This window comes from Sediminicoccus rosea (assembly GCF_033547095.1).
Classification (GTDB): Bacteria; Pseudomonadota; Alphaproteobacteria; order Acetobacterales; family Acetobacteraceae; genus Roseococcus; species Roseococcus rosea.
The window spans coordinates 138,492-156,440 of sequence record NZ_CP137852.1; the positions used below are offsets into that span (position 1 = coordinate 138,492).

A 17,949-nucleotide genomic window follows, 5' to 3' on the forward strand; every position below is an offset into this window, starting at 1 on the left:
TTTCCGTGCAGCCAGGGCTGCGCGGAATTACTCCTCGCCGGCCATCTCGCGGCGGCGGCGGATGGCCGCGCCCAGGATGTCGCCCAGCGACGCGCCGCTGTCGGCCGTGCCGAACTCCTTCACGGCCTCGCGCTCCTCCTCGATCTCCTTGCCCTTCACGGTCAGGGAGAGGCGGCGGGCGGCGCGGTCCACAGCGGTGATCTTCGCATCGACCTTCTCGCCCACGGCGAACTTGTCGGGGCGCTGGTCCTGGCGATCGCGCGCCAGCTCCGCACGGCGGATGAAGCCGGTCAGCACCTCGTCGATCTTCACCTCGATGCCGTTGGCCTCGATCTTGGTCACGGTGCAGGTGACGATGTCGCCCTTCTTCACCTTGTCCAGGACCTCGGCCGCCGGATCGGCGGCGAGCTGCTTGATGCCGAGCGAGATGCGCTCCTTCTCGACATCCACGTCGAGAACCTTGGCCTTCACCACATCGCCCTTCTTGTAGCCGGCGATGGCGGTCTCACCAGGCACGTCCCAGCTCAGGTCGGAGAGGTGGACCATGCCGTCCACATCCGGGCCCACGCCGATGAACAGGCCGAACTCGGTGATGTTGCGGATCTCACCCTCGATCTCGCTGCCCAGCGGGTGGTTCTGCAGGAACAGTTCCCACGGATTGCCCTGGGCCTGCTTGAGGCCGAGCGAGATGCGGCGCTTCGGCTCATCCACGTCGAGGATCAGCACGTCCACCTGCTCGGAGGTCGCGACGATCTTGCCGGGGTGAACGTTCTTCTTCGTCCAGGACATCTCGCTGACGTGCACGAGGCCCTCGACGCCCGCTTCCAGCTCCACGAAGGCGCCGTAGTCGGTGATGTTGGTCACGCGGCCGGAGAACTTGCCGTTCACCGGGTACTTGATCGCGACGCCGTCCCACGGATCGGACATCAGCTGCTTCATGCCGAGGCTGATGCGCTGCGTGTCGCTGTTGAAGCGGATCACCTGCACCTTCACCGGCTGGCCGATCGTCAGGGCCTCGCTCGGGTGGTTGATGCGACGCCAGGCGATGTCCGTCACGTGCAGCAGGCCGTCCACGCCGCCCAGGTCCACGAAGGCGCCGTAGTCGGTGATGTTCTTCACCACGCCATCGAGCACCATGCCTTCCTTCAGGCCCTGGACGAGCTCGGCGCGCTGCTCGGCGCGGGTCTCTTCCAGCACCGCGCGGCGGCTGACGACGATGTTGCCGCGGGCGCGGTCCATCTTGAGGATCTGGAAGGGCTGCGACTGGCCCATCAGGGGGCCGACGTCGCGCACGGGGCGGATGTCCACCTGGCTGCCCGGCAGGAACGCGACCGCGCCGCCGAGATCCACGGTGAAGCCACCCTTCACGCGGCCGAACAGCACGCCGTTCACGCGCTGGTTGGCGGCGAAGGCCTTCTCGAGGTTGGTCCAGGACTCCTCGCGGCGCGCCTTCTCACGGGAGAGGACGATCGAGCCGTCCTTGTCCTCGTAGCGCTCGACGAACAGGTCCACCACGTCGCCGGGCTTCACCTCGGGCTTCATGCCCTGGGGCGCGAATTCCTTGAGGGGAACGCGGCCTTCGCTCTTGAGGCCGACATCCACGACGGCATAGTCGTCATCGATGCGGATGACCTTGCCGGTGACGACGGAACCGGCGAAGCCGGTGTTGGCGCCCAGCATCTCATCGAGGAGCGAGGCGAAATCTTCGGAAGCCGCGCGCGTGGCGGGGCTGTTGGCACTTGCCATGTAGAGTTTGTGTCCTGGGTCTTGTGCGGGGGCTGGCCCCGCATGCCGGTCTTGCGCCACGCCCCGCCCGCGGCGGAACATCACGGCTTGCGGCGCCGGTTCCTGATCATCAGGGGGGAGGGCGACCGCCAGGTCTGGGGCGCGTGACGGTCCACCCCGGTCCGGCCAATGGCCTGATCGGGCCATGACAGGCGCTACATCTGCCGAAGTCGGCGGAGCGTCAAGCGAAAATCACTGGACGCGCAAGGATTCCACGATTCGCAGCGCGGCGGCGAAGGCGGCCTCGGCGTCCAGGGCGCTGGTGTCGAGCGTCACGGCATCCGCCGCCGGCCGCAGCGGCGCCACGTCCCGCGCGGAATCCCTGGCGTCGCGCGCCGCCATCTCGGCCGCCACCTCCGCGAGGCTGGGGGCCGCGCCGCGCGCGGCCAGCTCGGCATGGCGGCGGCGGGCGCGCTCCTCCGGGCTGGCGGTCACGAAGAGCTTCACCGGCGCCTCGGGGAAGACCACGGTGCCGATGTCCCGCCCGTCCAGCACGGCGCCATGCGCCTGGCCGAAACGGCGCTGGAAATCGAGAAGGGCCGAGCGCACGCCGGGAATGGCGGCCACCTGGCTCGCCGCCGCATCGGCCGGCGGGCCGCGGAGGTCGTCGCGCTGGAGGTCGGCGGGGTGCAGCGCCTCGGCCGCGGCGGTGGCATCCGCCGGGTTGGCCGGATCGCCGCCCGCATCCAGCACGCGGCGGCCGGTGGCGCGATAGAGCAGGCCGGTGTCGAGATAGGGCAGGCCCAGATGCGCGGCCAGCCGCCGCGCCAGCGTGCCCTTGCCCGCCGCCGCCGGCCCATCCACCGCGATGATGAGCGGCCGGCTCATGCCGCGCCGATCGCCTCGGCCCCCGCCGCCTGGTTCATCAGCGGGATGAAGTTCGGGAAGCTGGTCGCGATGAAGGCACCGTCATCCACCCGCATCGGCGCGCGGCAGGCCAGGCCCAGCACCAGGGCGCTCATCGCCAGGCGATGGTCCATCTGCGTCGCGACCAGGCCGCCGCCCGGGGGCGCGCCGCCGCAGCCCTGCACCAGCAGGTCATCGCCCTCGATCGCGCATTCCACGCCGGCGGCGCGCAGCAGCTCGGCCGTGCCGGTCAGGCGGTCGCTCTCCTTCACCTTGAGCTCGGACAGGCCCCGGAAGCGGCTGGTGCCGGTGGCGCAGGCGGCGGCGACGGCAAGGATCGGGTATTCGTCGATCATGCTGGGCGCGCGCTCGGCGGGCACCTCCACGGCCTTGAGGTTGGTGGCGCTGACGGTGAGGTCGCCCACCGGCTCGCCGCCCTCCAGGCGCGGGGCGCCCACCTCCAGCACCGCCCCCATCTCGCGCAGGGACTGGAAGAGGCCGGTGCGCAGCGGGTTCAGGCCGACATTCTCGATCACCAGCTTCGAGCCCGGGACGATCAGCCCCGCGACCACGAAGAAGGCGGCGGAGGAGGGGTCGCCCGGGACCATCACGGGGGCGGCGCGCAGCTCGGGCTGGCCGTCCAGCTCGATCACGCGGCCATGCCCCCCGGGGTGGTCACTGACGGTGACGCGCACCGTGGCGCCGAAATGCCGCAGCATGTTTTCCGAATGGTCGCGCGTGGCCTCCGGCTCCACCACCCGCGTCACGCCGGGGGCACAGAGCCCGGCCAGCAGGCAGGCGCTCTTCACCTGGGCGGAGGCGACGGGCAGCGTGTAGTCGAGCGGCAGCGGCTCCCGCGCGCCCTGGATGGCCAGCGGCAGGCGGCCGCCCTCGCGGCTCCAGAAGCGGGCGCCGGTGGCGGCCAGCGGCTCGGTCACGCGCTTCATCGGGCGGCGGCGGAGGCTGGCATCGCCCGTCATCACCGCGAAGATGGGGTGGCCCGAGAGCAGGCCGCAGATCAGCCGCGCCGCCGTGCCGGAATTGCCCATGTCCAGCACATCGGCCGGCTCCGTCAGGCCGCCAATGCCGCGGCCCGCCACCCGCCAGCGGCCGGGGCCGAGATGCTCGACCTCCGCGCCCAGCAGGCGCATGGCGGCGGCGGTGCGGAGCACATCCTCGCCCTCCAGCAGGCCCTCGATCTCGGTGGTGCCAATGGCCAGCGCGCCGAACATCAGCGCGCGGTGGCTGATGGATTTGTCGCCGGGCACGGAGAGCCGCCCGGAGAGGCCCTGGCGGGCCGGGAGGGAGCGCAGCGGGGTGGGGTTGGAACCGTGGGACATGAGGCCGGGTTTGACACCGATGCGCGGCCCGTGGCAATGCGCCCCGCCCGCCGTCGGGGAGTGGGCAAAAGGAACAGAGGGCTCCATGGCAAAGCCTGATCTCGGTATGAAGCGCGTCTGCGTCTCCTGCGGCGCCAAGTTCTACGACATGACGAAGGTGCCGGCCGTGTGCCCGAAATGCGGCACCGAGCAGCCGGCAGAACAGCCGCGCCTGCGCCGCTCGGCCAACATCACCCCGGATGACAAGCTCAAGAAGCGCGCCGCCGCGGCCACGGAGGTGGATGCGGACGAGGTGGAGCTGGACGATGTCGAGGCCGATGCCGGCGTCGAGGATGCGGACGAGCTGGAGGACGAGGACGACGCGATCGATGCCGAGATCGAAGTCGAATCCGACCGCGAGGAAGAGGGCTGATCGCCCCTGTGTGAGCAGGGTTGCGCGCTTCGCCGTTGCGATGCGCGCCGCCCGCTCGTAAGGAGCGCCATGCGCCGTCTTCTCCTGCCCGCCGCCCTGTTGATGTTCGCCGCGCCGCTGGCCGAGGCGCAGCAATCGAATCGCGCGCCGGCCAATGCGCCCCGCCCCTCGCGCCTGGGCGACTACCAGTCCTGGACCGCCGCCGCGCACACCGAGAGCGGCCAGAAGGTCTGCTACGCCTTCACCCGTGCGCGCAGCATGGAAGGCGTGGGCGGGCGCGATGCCAACAACGTGATGCTGCTGGTGACGCACCGCCCCGGCGGGCGGGACCAGGTGGCCGTGCGGGCCGGCTACAACTTCCCGCGCGGGGCCGAGACCAAGCTCTTCATCGGCCAGAACGAATTCGCCTTCTTCACCGCCAGCGACAATTCCTTCGCGCGCGATGGCCGCGCCGTCGTCGCCGCCCTGCGTGCGGGGCGGGAGGCGGTGCATCGCGGCCCCGGCCCCAATGGGCGCGGCCAGGCGACCGATACCTTCGCGCTGGCTGGATTCTCCCAGGCCTATGAGGCGATCGGCCGGGAATGCCCGCCGCCGGCGCCCGCCCGGCGATGAGCGCCACCACCAGCAAGGCCTTCACGCCGCATTCCCGCGTCGCCACCAGCGACGGCCTGACCGAGGCCGAGCGGGACCGGATCCTGGCCAAGGCCGCGCTCTTCGCGCCGCCGCCCATGGTGGATGCCGAAGGAAGGCGCGAGCTGGTGGGGCTCACGCGCGAGGAGCTGGCCGAGGAAATGGCCGCGATCGGCGAGAAGCTCTTCCGCGCCAAGCAGCTCTGGCATTGGATCTATCATCAGGGCGTGCGCGACTTTTCCGCCATGAACAGCATCGCGAAGCCGCTCCAGGCCAAGCTGGCGGAGCGTTTCGTGATCGGCCGCCCTGGCATCACGACCGAGCAGACCAGCACGGACGGCACGCGGAAATGGCTGTTCCAGTGGCGCGACGGCCAGCAGGTCGAGACCGTGTACATCCCCGAGAGCGACCGCGGCTCGGTCTGCATCTCGACGCAGGTGGGCTGCACCCTCTCCTGCACCTTCTGCCACACCGGTACGCAGAAGCTGGTGCGCAACCTGGGCGTGGCGGAGATCGTCGGCCAGTTCCTCGCGGCGCGCGATTCCTACGGCGAATGGCCGACGCCCAAGGGCGAGGAGGGGCGGCGGCTCTCCAACATCGTCGTCATGGGCATGGGCGAGCCGCTCTACAATTACGAGAACATCGCCCGCGCGCTGACCATCCTGATGGACCACGAGGGCGTGGCGCTCTCGCGCCGGCGGATCACGCTCAGCACCTCGGGCGTGGTGCCGATGATGGACAAGTGCGGCGCTGAGCTGGGCGTGAACCTGGCCGTCTCGCTGCATGCCGTGCGCGATGAGCTGCGCGACGTGATCGTGCCGCTGAACCGGAAGTATCCCATCGCCGAGCTGCTGGACGCCTGCCGGCGCTATCCCGGCGCCTCCAATGCGCGGCGGATCACCTTCGAATACGTGATGCTGCGCGGCGTGAATGACAGCGAGGCCGAGGCGCATGAGCTGGTGCGGCTGCTGCGTGGCATCCCGGCCAAGGTGAACCTGATCCCGTTCAACCCCTGGCCCGGCTCGCCCTACCAGACCTCCACGCCCGAGGCGCTGCGGAAATTCGCCGCCATCGTGAATGATGCGGGCTATTCCAGCCCGATCCGCCGGCCGCGCGGGCGGGACATCCTGGCCGCCTGCGGGCAGCTCAAGACCGAATCCGAACGGGCGAAGCGCGGCGCGTGAGCCCCCCGGCGCCGCAGGTCTCGATCTGGCTGGTGGCGCTGGCGGGCTTCGCCTCGGGCTCCGGCATGCGGATCATGGACCCGCTGATGCCGTTGGTGGCCGCCGATTTCGGCGTGACCGTCTCGGGCGTCGCCATCCTCATCGCGGCCTTCATGCTGACCTATGGCGGTGGGCAGGTGGCCGTCGGGCCGCTGGGCGACCGCCTGGGCAAGCTGAGGGTGGCGGCGGTGGCGCTGATGCTGTTCGGCACCTTCACGGTGCTGGCGGAATTTGCGACGAGCCTGACGCAGCTCACCCTGCTGCGCGCGGCGGGCGGGCTGGTGGCCGGCGCCGTCATCCCGCTGCTGCTGGCGCATATCGGCGATACGGTGCCCTACAACGAACGCCAGGCGGTGATCGGGCAGTTCCTGATCGGCAATGTCATGGCGCAGATGCTGACGGGGCCGATCTCGGGCATCCTGGGCCAGCATTTCGGGTGGCAGACGAGCTTCCTGGTGTTCGGCTGCTTCACCGCCTCGGTCGGGCTGCTGCTGGCCGCACGGCTCGGCCCGCAGATGTGGCGCGGCACGCCGGATGGGGCGCGCGGGCAATCGGGGCTGATGGCCTATGCGCGGCTGCTGCGGAACCCCAATGCGCGGCGCCTGCTGCTGGCGGCCTATCTGGACGGCGCGCTGCTGTTCGGTGGGGCTTTTCCCTTCATCGCCTCCTTCCTCATCGAGGATTTCTCGCTGAGCGCGGGCGAGGCGGGGCTGATCGTCGCCGGCTTCGGGCTGGGCGCGCTGGCCTATACGCAGATCGCGCGGCGGATGGTGCGGCGCTTCGGCGAGCGGGGGCTGCTGCTCTGGGGCGGGCTGGGGCTGGCGGCAGGGCTGGCACTGACGGCGGTGGCGCCGGGCTGGGGCGTGGTGCTGGCGCTGCAATTGCTGCTGGGGTTCTGCTTCTACAGCTTCCATGGCGTGCTGCAGGCGCGGGCGACGGAGGCCATGCCGGAGGCGCGCGGGACAGCCGTCTCCGCCTTCGCGATGGCGCTGTTCATGGGGCAGACGAGCGGGAGCCTGGTGTTCGCGGGCGTGATCGCGGCGACGGGCTATGCGGGGGCCTTCGGCATCGCGGCGGCGGGGATGGCGGTGTTCGCGGTGTGGGTGCGGGGCCAGGGGCCGCGCGCCGCGTAGCTTCGGCCCCCACGACAGCGCCGTCCCGGAGATGCAACGGCCCCCTTGAACGGCCTGTTCAAGTTGATCAAACTTGAGCGCCAGAATTCTCCTGGCTCCATGCGGGTCCGTCGGATGGGCAGCCAATCCGCGCCCCGCAGCGTCATCGTGGCGTGATGGGCCAAGGGGTCGGACCGAAGGAGGCGGATCGTTGGCGAGTCAGGCATGGATCGTCGCAGCGCTGATCATCTCCCTTGCCAGCCCGGCATCGGCCCAGACCCGCACCATCGCGCAGGCGGGCGGTTGGACGGCCTTCGGCGGGACGACCGAGCGGGGAACGCCGACATGCGGTCTTGACGCCCAGGACGCCAACCGGACGCGCCACTTCCTCATCCAGTTCTACCAGGGCAACCGCCATCTCGACGTGCGCCTGATCCGACCGCATTGGGCGATTCCGGCGAACACCGACATCCCCGTGCGGATCGTCATCGATGGGAATGCCCCCTGGTCCGCCACCGCATCCGGGACCAACCGGGAGGTCAAATGGACGATCCCGACGGGGCCGGTCATGGCGCGGTTCGAGGCCGCCTTTCGCCGGGGCAACGCGATGCGGGTGGAGTTCATGACCGGCACCGAGCCGCCCTGGACGTTCAACCTGGCCGGGACGAACGCGATCATGGAGGCCTTCGTGACCTGCCTTCGCGCCCTGCCGGCGGGCTCCGCGCCCTCGCAGCCTTTTGACGGGCCGCGGCCCTCGGCGCCGACCCAGCCCTTCAGCAACCCGCCCGCGCCGGCCCGGCCCGCACCGCCCCCCGGGAAGCCGCTTGCGCCCCTGACGCAGACCTGAAGCCTGATCGTCTTTGGTGGAAACACCCAAGACGTGAATCCGCCTCACAGCGAATGGCTGGATCGTGACCAATCCCCGTTGATCAAGATCCAGCGAGCAGCCGCGGGGCCACCTTGCCCCGCCCGCCATCCCCTGGCATCCACCTCCGCAGAAATTCGTTCCGCGAGAAGGTTGCCCTCCCATGCGCGTCAAGGACGTCAAGAAAGTCGTGCTCGCCTATTCCGGCGGCCTCGACACCAGCGTGATCCTGAAGTGGCTCCAGACCACCTACAATTGCGAGGTCGTGACCTTCACGGCGGATCTCGGCCAGGGCGAGGAACTCGGCCCGGCGCGGGACAAGGCGCTGCTGCTCGGCATCAAGCCGGAGAACATCTTCATCGACGACCTGCGCGAGACCTTCGTGAAGGATTTCGTCTTCCCGATGTTCCGCGCCAATGCCCTCTATGAGGGGCAGTATCTGCTCGGCACCTCCATCGCCCGCCCGCTCATCTCCCAGCGGCAGATCGAGATCGCGGAGCAGGTCGGCGCCGATGCCGTCGCCCATGGCGCGACGGGCAAGGGCAATGACCAGGTGCGCTTCGAGATCAGCTATTATTCGCTGAAGCCCGACATCAAGATCATCGCCCCCTGGCGCGAATGGGACCTCACCAGCCGCACCGCGCTGATCGCCTTCGCCGAGCAGCACCAGATCCCCATCGCCAAGGACAAGCGCGGCGAATCCCCCTTCTCGGTGGACGCCAACCTCCTGCACAGCAGCTCCGAGGGGAAGATCCTGGAGGAGCCCTGGGATGCGCCGGATGAGATGGTCTGGCAGCGCACGCTCAGCCCGATGGACGCGCCCGATGTGGCGACCGAGATCACCATCGCGTTCAAGAACGGCGACCCGGTGGCCATCAATGGCGAGGCGATGAGCCCCGCCACGCTGCTCACCAAGCTGAACGCCCTGGGCAAGGCGAATGGCATCGGCCGGCTCGACCTGGTGGAGAACCGCTTCGTCGGCATGAAGTCGCGCGGCTGCTATGAGACGCCGGGCGGCACCATCCTCTGGCAGGCGCATCGCGCGATCGAGAGCATCACGCTCGACCGCGAGGCCGCCCACCTGAAGGACAGCCTGATGCCGCGCTATGCCGAGTGCATCTACAACGGCTTCTGGTTCAGCCCGGAACGCCGCATGCTGCAGGCGCTGATCGACACCTCGCAGGCCTCGGTCGAGGGCACGGTGCGGATGAAGCTCTACAAGGGCAATGTCATCGTCACCGGCCGCCAGTCGCCCAACAGCCTCTACTCGATGAAGCACGTCACCTTCGAGGATGACCAGGGCGCCTATGACCAGTTCGACGCCCAGGGCTTCATCAAGCTGAACGCGCTGCGCCTGCGCCTCGGCGCCATGGCGGGCCGCAAGGGCGGCGGGCTTTAAGCCTTCCGCAACGCTGCTAGGCTGGGGGGCATGTACACGCCCCCTGCCTTCCGCGAGGACCGCCCGGAGGTCCTGCTCCGCCTCATGCATCAGTCGCGCCTGCCGCTGCTCGTCAGCAACGGCGCGAATGGCCTGCCTGACGTCACCCACCTTCCGCTGCTGACCGATGGCACGCGCATCGTCGGCCACCTGGCGCGCGCCAACCCGCACTGGAAGGCCCTGCGTGAGGCCGGCTGCGCCATCGCCATCTTCCCGGGGCCGGAGGGTTATGTCTCGCCCTCCAGCTACCCCTCCAAGGCCGAGCATCACCGCGTGGTGCCGACCTGGAACTACGAGGCGGTGCATGCCCATGGCCCCATCGAGATCATCGAGGATGCGGGCCGGCTGCATGAGATCGTCTCGACCCTGACGGATCATCACGAGAAGCCGCGCGCGGCGCGCTGGAAGGTAGATGACGCGCCCGCGGATTTCATCGCGGGGCAGCTCAAGGGGATTGTCGGCGTGGTGCTGACGATCGAAGCTTTGATCGGCAAGCGGAAACTCTCGCAGAACCGGCCGGCCGCGGATCGCGATGGCGCGCTGGAGGATGTGGGGCAGCACAACGCCGCGCTGGCTGATGCCATGCGCGCGGCACGGGAAGGAAACTAGACCCATGGACATGCAACTCGCGGGCAAGCGCGTCGTCGTCACCGGCGCGTCCAAGGGCATCGGCTATGCGTGCGCGGAGGCCTTCGCGGCGGAGGGGTGCGACATCGTCCTCGCCGCCCGCCAACCCGATGCGGCGGCGGCAGCGCTGCGGGCGAAGTACCAGGTGCGGGTGGAGGCGATCACGGCCGATCTCTCCCGCGCGGAGGACCGCGCCAGCCTGCATGCGGCGGTGCCGGAGGCGGATATCCTGGTGAACAATGCGGGCGCCATCCCCTCGGGCGGCATCCATGACATCTCGATGGAGAAGTGGGCCGAGGCCTGGCAGCTCAAGGTCTTCGGCTATTTCCACCTGACCCAGCTCTACATGGGCAGCATGTGCGCGCGGAAATCGGGTGTGATCGTGAACATCATCGGCATGGCAGGGCGGGCCTGGAAGCCGGCCTATATCGCCGGCACGGCGGGCAATGCGGCGCTGATCGCGTTCACCTCGGCCGTCGGTTTCGACGCGCAGAAGGATGGCGTGCGTGTCTTCGGCATCAACCCGGCCGTGACGCGGACCGAGCGCATGGAGACGCAGGCGCGCTGGCGGGCCGAGCAGGCGCTGGGCGACCCGAATCGCTGGCCCGAGATGGTGAAGGGCCTGCCCTTCGACCGCCCGATCGAGCCGCGCGAGATCGCGGAGATGGCCGTCTTCGGCGCCTCGCCGCGCGGCGGCTATCTGAACGGCACGGTGATCGACATTGACGGCGCTGGGCAGTTCAAGGGGTGAGAATTCGGGCGGCGCGGCAGGATTGACCTGCACGCGCTTCGCCCCTATTCCCGCGCCACTGACTGTCCCGTTCGTCTAGAGGCCTAGGACACCAGCCTTTCACGTTGGCAGCACGGGTTCGAATCCCGTACGGGACGCCATCTCCTTACAAACTCAGAACCAGACCGGCCACGGTCCACCGGACCCACGGTCCTGCTCCGCTCGAGCAGCGCACATTCTGAGCCCGCGATCTCGTTCTCTCTGTCGTCCACAGCGCCCTGCCGATGGCCGGGCGGGTGAAAGCCCGCGGCAGCTCCCAGCGCCCCCATGAAGTGCGCCGCAGCTGCCCCACAAGCGATCCGCGTCAGCGCGGCCGTGGTGGGGCGGGCGCGTTCATCAGGCGGGTGGCCTCGGCCTGCAATTCCTCAACCACACGGTCCCGCTCAGGCACCCGCCCCGCGGCCGCCGCGGTGATGTGGCGCAGCGCGATGGCCTGCGCCTCGGGCAGCCAGAGCGGTTGCGGGCGCTGCCCGTTCTCGCGCGCCAGCACCTCCGCCTCCCGCGTGAGGCGTGCAGCGGAGAATCCCGTGCCCAGCGTGCGGATCGTGCGCAGATAGCCATCCGCCAGGTCCCGCATCTGCGCCGGCGCCTGGCCAATGGCGACCGTCAATGCGGTGGCCGCGCTTTCGAGGTCGCTCCGTAAGGTCCGCATGTCGCGCTCCTGCGCCGTGAGGCGGGATTGCAGCGCACCCTGGCTCGCGGCGGCGAGGCGCGCCTGCTCGGCCGCGATCACGCCCTGGTTCCGCGCCACATTGGAAAGCCGCTCCACCTGGGCGGTGTTGATGGCCCGGCGCGCCTCGGCCGCCATGATCTGGCGCGCGATATGGCCCGCCGCTTCCATCTGGGCGCGGATCGCCTGGCTCTCCTGGTCGGTCCGCGCGCGGCGGTCGGATTGCAGCGTTGCCTCGATGCGGGTGAGACCGGTGCGCAGCGGCCCTTCGGGCATGTCGCCGCGCAAGGCCTCGATCAGCCGGGCCGGATCATCCGCGACGGTCTCGCTCCGGCGCGCCTCCTCCGCAAAGGCTCCGCGCAGGGCCACGGGCGCGTTGTCATCGGCGATGGCGACGCGGGTCAGCACGGGGCGCAGCCCCACGCTGTCCAGGCGGAGGGGCTCGAATGTGCTCGGGTTCAGCGGCGCGTATTCCACGCGCATGGCGGTGCGCAAGGCGTCCTCTGGCGTGCGGAAATCCCCGCCGCGCGCGACATTGCCGCCCGCCAGGCCATGCGGCCTGCCGACACGGTTGAGGCGATAGGGGCCAAGCGCCCATTCGGCCAGGTTGCCGAGCATGTCATGCAGACCAAGCGGATTGGGCTCGAGCCGCCCGATCGCCTGGGCGCGGCCATTGGCGGATCGCTGCCCCTGGAACCAGGCGTGCCGGCTCATGCCGCCTTCCATGGGATAGACGCGGCCGGTGAAATCGGCGTCGGGCACCGCGGTCCCGCCGCGCGCGGCGAATTCCCACTCATCCTCCGTCGGCAGGCGCAGGAAGGGGATGGCGCGCGCCTCGGGCTCGGGCAGGCGGGCCCGGGCATGCTGCGCGAGCCAGGCGCTGGCCCTCAGCGTGAAGCCCACCGCCTCCTGCCAGCTCACCTGGGCGCGGGGCAGGCGCCCGCCGGCGCCCGAGGGCAGCTCCGGACAGGTCTCGGCCATGACGGCTGTGAACTGGTCCGTCGTCACCTCGTATTTGGCGATGAAATAGTGCTGGCTCCCCGGGCGGCCGGCCTCCTGGAAGGGACCGACGAGATAGGCCTGGCGCAGAAATTCGCTGTAATCGGTCTGCGGGTCCGGATTGCCGAGGCTGGCGGCGCGATCGGCCAGCGCGGAGGGCGGCGCGGGGGTGTCCACGCGGCGGAAGGCGATGCCGCCACCGCAGGGCAGGGGCAGGATGAGGTCTCCCTCGGCCGGCCTCGGGTTCCAGGTCGCCTCGGGCCAGGTGATGGCGGGCGTCTCGGCCGCGAGCGCCGGCAGGGAAAGGCCCAGGGCCAGCAGAAATGCGCCATATGCTTTCCTAGCCATCGCGAATCCCCTCGGCCGGCACGACCCGCCCTGCCCGGCGCGCCGCGAAGCCAGCGGCCAGCGCCGCGCCCAGCAGCGTGACACAGAGCGCCACCAGCAGATGCCAGGGCCGGATCACCGCCACTGCGCGCGGCCCGGCCCCGGCCAGGTTGAGCCCATTGATGAGCTGGGCTGCGCCCAGCGCCACAAGCGCCGCAAGCATGGTGCCGACCACGCCCACCACCAGCGCCTGGATCAGCGGCAGCAGCACCACCTCGCCCCGCCGCAGGCCAAGCAGGCGCAGCTGCGAGAGCTGGCGCTGCTTGCGCTCCACATTCGCGTAGAGCCCGACGGCGAGCGACAGCAGGTAGCCGGCACCCCCCAGCCCCGCGATCAGCGCGAAGAGCAGCGCGAGGCTGCGGTCGAGCTGCAGCAGGCTCGCCACCTCCACCGCGCGGGTTTCGACATCCACGCCGGCGGCGCGCAGCTCGGCATCCAGGCGCGGCACATCCTCCAGGCGGCGGGCATGGGCGCGGAAGCCGGCATAGGGCGTGGTGGCGCGGGGCGGGATGGCTTCGGGCGCGATGGTGGCAGGCAGCTCACCATTGAGGAAGCCATCCACCAGCCGCAGCACGCGCATCTCGACGAAGGCCGCGGGCCGGTCGAGCGCGGCGGCTGGCGCCACGCCAATGAGGCGCAGGGGCAGGTTCAACACCTCGCGCCGCCCATCCGCATTGACGCGAATGGCGCGCAGCGTCACCGCCTCGCCCGGCTCGGCGCCGCTGCGGGCCGCCAGCGCCCGGGTGAAGACCACGTCCCGCGTCTCGCGCGGTCGCGCCTCGCCCAGCAGCGGGTCGCCGGGGCCGGTGGCCCAGAGCTCGGCCAGGGTCGGTTCGTTGGGGCGGGCCGCCGTGAGGAAGCGCGCATCGGCGTTGAGCGAGCGGATGCGGCCGATCGCGAAAGCGACATCGGGCCGGGCGGAGAGCTGTTCCAGGAAGCTCTCCGGAAAGGCGCGGTTGGCCTGGTTCACCACCATGCGGCTGCGCGGATTCTCGATCAGCTCCTCGCGCAGCCCCTGCATCACGCCATGCTTCAGCGCGAAGAGCAGCAGGAGCGGCAGCAAGACGGCAGCGAGGCCGATGAAGGAGCAGACGGCCAGCCGGCGCTCATGCAGCAGATCCCGCAGCGCGAGCCGGAGGACGAGGCGCCAGCGCATCATGCGCGCAGCACCGAGCGTGCGGCGCCGCCCGGGTCCGGAAACAGGGGCAGCAGCCGGAACCCTTGGCGCTGGGCACGCTCAGGGTCGTGGGTCGCGAGCAGCAGTGCGGCCCCGGCGGCGGCGGCCTCCTCGCGCAGCAGGGCCATGACGGTGTCGGCCATGCCCGGATGCACACTGGCGGTGGGCTCGTCAGCGAGGACGATATCGGGCGTGTGGACCAGGGCGCGCGCGATGGCGACGCGCTGCCGCTGGCCGACCGAGAGCGTCGCCGGCATGCGGCCCAGCAGCGGCGCGATCTCCAGCCGCTCGGCCAGCGCGCGCAGCCGCCCCTCGGCGCTGCGGCCCAGGAGGGCCAGTGGCATCTCGATATTGGCGCGGACATCCAGGAAGGGCAGCAGCCCGCCCTGCTGCAGCACGTAGCCATAGTGGCGCGCGCGCGCATCCGTGATGGCGCGGTCCTCTCCAGCGAGCCACAGCGCGCGGAGATCGAGCGGCGCATCCTCGCGCGGGGTCAGCGTGAAATGCGCCGCCACCTCGGGGGCGCGGGCCAGGGCCAGCAGGTCCAGCAGGGTGGATTTCCCCGCACCCGAGGGCCCGTGCAACGCAACGGCCTCACCGCGCGTGAGGTTCAGCCCCTCGACCTCCAGCACGAAGCCCGCATGCCACGCGCGCAGGCCCGAGAGGCTGAGCGCGACGCTCATCAGGGCAGCGCGTCGAGTGGGACCGGATAGACGGCCTCATTGGGATTGCGGCCGCCATCCAGGTTGACCCAGACCGGCATGGCGTTGATCGCCTCGTAGAGGGCGAGCTTGCGCTCCAGGTTGTTCGCGATCTGCGAGCGCGCGGCGGGGCCGCTGTCCATCCATTGCTGCTGGCTGATGTCGGCGATCTCGCTGGTATAGGGCAGATCCTGCAGGAATTCGGCGAAGACGCCCCCCAGCCGCTGGAACTCGCCCAGGCGGCGCGGATCGCGGATGGTCGCCGCCGCCGCCCCGCGCACCCGGCTGAAGAAATCCTCAGGGCTGAGGCGCGTGGCGGCCTGGGCCTGCAGGATGGCGCGCACCGTGTCGCGCAGGTCGGAGAGCTGGTTGCGGGTCAGCAGCACGCGCACGTCGAGCGGCGCGAAGCCGGGCTCCTGGCGCACGAAGTCGCGGTCGAGCACGAAGCTGCGCACCACATCCGGCGCCGCCTGTTCCCGCACGCGGCCGAGATAGGCGAGGCGCATGGCCGCGCCCACGCGTTCCAGCTGCTCGGCCATGCGGCGCTGCGCCTCATTCGCGGGGGGGCGGATCCCGCCGATGGCGCGGCCGGTGACCGCGGCCACCTCGCCCAGCACCCAGTCGCTCAGCGCGTCCACCGTCTCGCCGAAATGCTGCACATCGCCGTTGGGCACTGGGTAGTAGAGGGAATTGCCATCCGGTCGCCGCGTCAGCTCGCGATATTGCCGCTCGGCCCGGGCATGGTTGTTGCGGCCCTCCGGCGTGCGCAGATGCACGGCGATGATCGCGACCTGCCGCGCCTCGCTGGCGGCCAGGAGGCGGATCTCCGGGATGCCGAGGGCGGTGGCGGCCAGCGGGTCATTGCCGTCCCGCGTGCCGGCATCGGTGATGAGGATGATGAAGCGGCCGCCGAAGCCGCTCCAATCCACTTCGTCCAGCGCGGTCTTGATGCCGGCGATCGCGTCCTCGTCGAAGCCCTGGTTGCTCGCGCCCGCCTCGCGCACCACGGCGAGGCGCTCCAGCACGGCGTCGGGTGCGGCGGCGAAATCGGGCGCGCTGACCAGCTGCGTGACGTATTCGAGGTTCGGGTTGCCACCCATGTTGTCGCGATAGGCGACCATGCCGAAGCGGAAGTTCTCCCGCACCGCCGTGTCCTGGATGCGGCCCACGGCACGGCGCACCGCCTCGCGCGTGCGGTCGATATAGGGCGCCATGCTGATCGTGGTGTCGATCACGAAGACCACCGCGCCGCGGTAGTTCCGCAGCGCGTCGGGGTCGGCCATCTGCGTCCGCGGCGCCTGGGCGGGGGCGGAGATCACCTCGAGCAGCCGGGCCTCGTTGCCGGCCTCGTTCTCGATGCGGCGCGCGCTGAGGATGGGCAGCAGGTAGAATTGGCGCGTGATGTCCACGAAGGCTTCGGGCTCCAGCGCGATGACCGGGCCGTCCTCGTTGCGCTCGGCCGCCTGGCGCAGCGCCTGGGCGCGGGCCGCGCCGCCGCGCGTGTCGAGCCAGACCTGCTCGGGCAGGGCGGCGTCGCGAAAGAACATGGCGCGCTCGCGCTGCTCGCGCGGGGTGAAGGCGGCGACGAGGTTGTGGCGCCAGTCGATGGCACGGTCGGCGCGTAGCCAGCCCAGGGTGCGGCCATCCATCGCCTCGCCCACCTCCAGCCAGCCATCCGCCCCGGCTCCGCCCCCTGACCCCACCTGGCGGGCATAGACGTAGAAGACGCTGAAGGCCGGGATATCGCGGCGCGGCGCATTCGCCTCCGCCCGCTCGTAGATCCCCGCGCCGGGGCGGGTGATGACGCGCTGGAAGAGCTGCGTGCGCCCCTCGACCGTCAGCGGCGCGCGGGTGGCCTGCGGCGCGGCGGGGCGCTGCTGCGCCTGGGCCTGCGGGACCAGGAGCAGGCCCAGGGCGAGAAGAAGGGCGCCAAGACGCATCACCAGAACTCCCTGAGGGTGGTGGCCGCGCTGGCCTGCCCCGCATCGGCCTGCTGCTGCAGCCAGGCGCGCAGCGCCGCGCGCAAGGGCAAGGCGGCGGGGTCGCCGGCACGCTCGGCCTCGGCGTATTGCCGGGCCGCTGCACGCGGATCGGGCGTGCGGAAGGGCCGGCCGGGCTGGAAGCCGATCGGGTCATAGAGGCGGCCCAGCGCCGTCATCGCGGGGGCATGGCCGCGCGCCGCCGCCTCCTCCAGCAGGACCAGCGCGTCATCGTGCCGCCCCGCCGCCTGGCGGCGCAGCGCCACGGCGAAGATGGCGGCTGCATCGGCGGCGCGGCCCACCACGTCGCGCAGGGCGAGGTCATCGGTGCCATCCGGCCAGACCGCCGCCTGCGGCTGCGCCGGCCGGGCAGGCGGTGGCACCGTGGGTGCAGCCTGCGGCGGGGCGAGCGGGGCTGCCGGGGGCGCATCCCTCCCCCAAAGCCACCAGGCGCCACCGCCGGCGGCCAGCAGCAGCAGGAGGCCAAGCCCACCCCACAGCGCCACGGGCGCGCCACGGGCGGGTGCCGGAGGGGCGGCGGGCGGCGGGGGGGATGACGCTGCGGGGGGCGGCACCGGGCGAGGGACAGGCGGTGCGTCCGGCGTGGGCGCGGGCGGCGGCACGGGACGCTCGGCGGGGATCACGGGGTCGGGCGGCAACTCGCCGTCGAACACCTCGATCGTCTCGGGCCAGAAGAGGCCGGTCTCGCCCAGGCCCGGCAACACCAGATGGACCGGCCCCGGCTCCATGTGGCGCGTGATGCGCGGGCCGAGGATGAAGACGATCTCCTCCCCCTCCGGCTCCACCGCGATCGGGTGCAGCACCTCCTCGCTCACCTGCCAGCCACGCTGGCCGAGATTGCTGGACTGGTAGCCCTCGCGGTGGATGCGATAGCCGCTTTTGGCCGCGGCTGGGCCCACGCCGCGCAGGATCAGCCGCGCATGCCCCAGGGACCTGCTTCCATCCGG

16 protein-coding genes and 1 tRNA gene are annotated in these 17,949 nt (G+C 70.9%); 9 read left to right on the forward strand and 8 right to left on the reverse strand.

Going from position 1 to position 17,949, the window contains the following annotated elements; translation table 11 throughout:
* Nucleotides 1-27: 27 nt before the first annotated feature.
* The 3 genes from rpsA to aroA form a co-directional block, all read right to left on the reverse strand.
* Nucleotides 28-1,746 carry a 30S ribosomal protein S1 gene (gene rpsA / locus R9Z33_RS00640; RefSeq protein ID WP_318649364.1) on the reverse strand — a complete coding sequence of 573 codons (1,719 nt, stop codon included), beginning with the start codon at nt 1,744-1,746 and terminating at the stop codon, nt 28-30.
* Nucleotides 1,747-1,977: 231 nt separating this feature from the next.
* A complete protein-coding gene (gene cmk, locus R9Z33_RS00645; protein ID WP_318649365.1) occupies nt 1,978-2,613 on the reverse strand; it encodes a (d)CMP kinase in 636 nt (211 codons plus the stop codon).
* The gene (aroA, locus tag R9Z33_RS00650) at nt 2,610-3,971 is read right to left on the reverse strand and encodes a 3-phosphoshikimate 1-carboxyvinyltransferase (RefSeq protein WP_318649366.1); all 1,362 of its coding nucleotides are present in this window, start codon (nt 3,969-3,971) and stop codon (nt 2,610-2,612) included. The genes cmk and aroA overlap by 4 nt, the downstream gene beginning before the upstream one ends.
* Nucleotides 3,972-4,056: 85 nt before the next feature.
* Between aroA and R9Z33_RS00655 the strand changes: the two genes are divergently transcribed.
* The 9 genes from R9Z33_RS00655 (at nt 4,057) to R9Z33_RS00695 (ending at nt 11,169) form a co-directional block, all read left to right on the forward strand.
* Entirely contained in the window at nt 4,057-4,383 is a 327-nt protein-coding gene (locus R9Z33_RS00655) for a TIGR02300 family protein (RefSeq protein WP_318649367.1), read from the forward strand.
* 69 nt (nt 4,384-4,452) lie between these two features.
* Nucleotides 4,453-4,995 carry an invasion associated locus B family protein gene (locus tag R9Z33_RS00660; RefSeq protein WP_318649368.1) on the forward strand — a complete coding sequence of 181 codons (543 nt, stop codon included), beginning with the start codon at nt 4,453-4,455 and terminating at the stop codon, nt 4,993-4,995.
* Nucleotides 4,992-6,197 carry a 23S rRNA (adenine(2503)-C(2))-methyltransferase RlmN gene (gene rlmN / locus R9Z33_RS00665; RefSeq protein WP_318651594.1) on the forward strand — a complete coding sequence of 402 codons (1,206 nt, stop codon included), beginning with the start codon at nt 4,992-4,994 and terminating at the stop codon, nt 6,195-6,197. The genes R9Z33_RS00660 and rlmN overlap by 4 nt, the downstream gene beginning before the upstream one ends.
* Nucleotides 6,194-7,369 carry an MFS transporter gene (locus R9Z33_RS00670; protein ID WP_318649369.1) on the forward strand — a complete coding sequence of 392 codons (1,176 nt, stop codon included), beginning with the start codon at nt 6,194-6,196 and terminating at the stop codon, nt 7,367-7,369. Before rlmN ends, R9Z33_RS00670 begins: the two co-directional genes overlap by 4 nt.
* Nucleotides 7,370-7,559: 190 nt before the next feature.
* Entirely contained in the window at nt 7,560-8,195 is a 636-nt protein-coding gene (locus R9Z33_RS00675) for a hypothetical protein (RefSeq protein ID WP_318649370.1), read from the forward strand.
* Nucleotides 8,196-8,376: 181 nt separating this feature from the next.
* Nucleotides 8,377-9,612: an argininosuccinate synthase gene (locus R9Z33_RS00680; protein WP_318649371.1), complete on the forward strand. Its 1,236-nt coding sequence runs from the start codon at nt 8,377-8,379 to the stop codon at nt 9,610-9,612.
* Nucleotides 9,613-9,642: 30 nt separating this feature from the next.
* Nucleotides 9,643-10,260, forward strand: coding sequence for an FMN-binding negative transcriptional regulator (locus R9Z33_RS00685; protein ID WP_318649372.1), 618 nt, complete (start codon nt 9,643-9,645; stop codon nt 10,258-10,260).
* 4 nt (nt 10,261-10,264) lie between these two features.
* On the forward strand, nt 10,265-11,029 hold the full coding sequence (locus tag R9Z33_RS00690; RefSeq protein WP_318649373.1) for a short-chain dehydrogenase/reductase: 765 nt from the start codon (nt 10,265-10,267) through the stop codon (nt 11,027-11,029).
* Between the two features lie 64 nt (nt 11,030-11,093).
* Nucleotides 11,094-11,169 (forward strand) — tRNA-Glu (locus R9Z33_RS00695).
* A 203-nt stretch (nt 11,170-11,372) separates the two neighbouring features.
* Here R9Z33_RS00695 and R9Z33_RS00700 read toward each other — a convergent pair.
* Genes R9Z33_RS00700 through R9Z33_RS00720 form a run of 5 tightly spaced genes read right to left on the reverse strand, consistent with a single transcriptional unit; the run spans nt 11,373 to nt 17,901 of the window.
* On the reverse strand, nt 11,373-13,085 hold the full coding sequence (locus R9Z33_RS00700) for a formylglycine-generating enzyme family protein (RefSeq protein WP_318649374.1): 1,713 nt from the start codon (nt 13,083-13,085) through the stop codon (nt 11,373-11,375).
* Nucleotides 13,078-14,283, reverse strand: coding sequence for an FtsX-like permease family protein (locus R9Z33_RS00705; protein WP_318649375.1), 1,206 nt, complete (start codon nt 14,281-14,283; stop codon nt 13,078-13,080). The genes R9Z33_RS00700 and R9Z33_RS00705 overlap by 8 nt, the downstream gene beginning before the upstream one ends.
* A complete protein-coding gene (locus R9Z33_RS00710; RefSeq protein WP_318649376.1) occupies nt 14,280-14,984 on the reverse strand; it encodes an ATP-binding cassette domain-containing protein in 705 nt (234 codons plus the stop codon). Before R9Z33_RS00710 ends, R9Z33_RS00705 begins: the two co-directional genes overlap by 4 nt.
* Nucleotides 14,984-16,942, reverse strand: coding sequence for a vWA domain-containing protein (locus R9Z33_RS00715; RefSeq protein WP_318649377.1), 1,959 nt, complete (start codon nt 16,940-16,942; stop codon nt 14,984-14,986). The genes R9Z33_RS00710 and R9Z33_RS00715 overlap by 1 nt, the downstream gene beginning before the upstream one ends.
* Nucleotides 16,942-17,901, reverse strand: coding sequence for an SEL1-like repeat protein (locus R9Z33_RS00720; protein ID WP_318649378.1), 960 nt, complete (start codon nt 17,899-17,901; stop codon nt 16,942-16,944). Before R9Z33_RS00720 ends, R9Z33_RS00715 begins: the two co-directional genes overlap by 1 nt.
* Nucleotides 17,902-17,949: the final 48 nt, after the last annotated feature.

Bases quoted from the DNA above. Each gene is read 5' to 3' on its own strand.
- rpsA (WP_318649364.1), bottom strand. From the start codon at position 1,746: ATGGCAAGTGCCAACAGCCCCGCCACGCGCGCGGCTTCCGAAGATTTC.
- cmk (WP_318649365.1), bottom strand. From the start codon at position 2,613: ATGAGCCGGCCGCTCATCATCGCGGTGGATGGGCCGGCGGCGGCGGGC.
- aroA (WP_318649366.1), bottom strand. From the start codon at position 3,971: ATGTCCCACGGTTCCAACCCCACCCCGCTGCGCTCCCTCCCGGCCCGC.
- R9Z33_RS00655 (WP_318649367.1), top strand. From the start codon at position 4,057: ATGGCAAAGCCTGATCTCGGTATGAAGCGCGTCTGCGTCTCCTGCGGC.
- R9Z33_RS00660 (WP_318649368.1), top strand. From the start codon at position 4,453: ATGCGCCGTCTTCTCCTGCCCGCCGCCCTGTTGATGTTCGCCGCGCCG.
- rlmN (WP_318651594.1), top strand. From the start codon at position 4,992: ATGAGCGCCACCACCAGCAAGGCCTTCACGCCGCATTCCCGCGTCGCC.
- R9Z33_RS00680 (WP_318649371.1), top strand. From the start codon at position 8,377: ATGCGCGTCAAGGACGTCAAGAAAGTCGTGCTCGCCTATTCCGGCGGC.
- R9Z33_RS00685 (WP_318649372.1), top strand. From the start codon at position 9,643: ATGTACACGCCCCCTGCCTTCCGCGAGGACCGCCCGGAGGTCCTGCTC.
- R9Z33_RS00690 (WP_318649373.1), top strand. From the start codon at position 10,265: ATGGACATGCAACTCGCGGGCAAGCGCGTCGTCGTCACCGGCGCGTCC.
- R9Z33_RS00700 (WP_318649374.1), bottom strand. From the start codon at position 13,085: ATGGCTAGGAAAGCATATGGCGCATTTCTGCTGGCCCTGGGCCTTTCC.
- R9Z33_RS00705 (WP_318649375.1), bottom strand. From the start codon at position 14,283: ATGATGCGCTGGCGCCTCGTCCTCCGGCTCGCGCTGCGGGATCTGCTG.
- R9Z33_RS00710 (WP_318649376.1), bottom strand. From the start codon at position 14,984: ATGAGCGTCGCGCTCAGCCTCTCGGGCCTGCGCGCGTGGCATGCGGGC.
- R9Z33_RS00715 (WP_318649377.1), bottom strand. From the start codon at position 16,942: ATGCGTCTTGGCGCCCTTCTTCTCGCCCTGGGCCTGCTCCTGGTCCCG.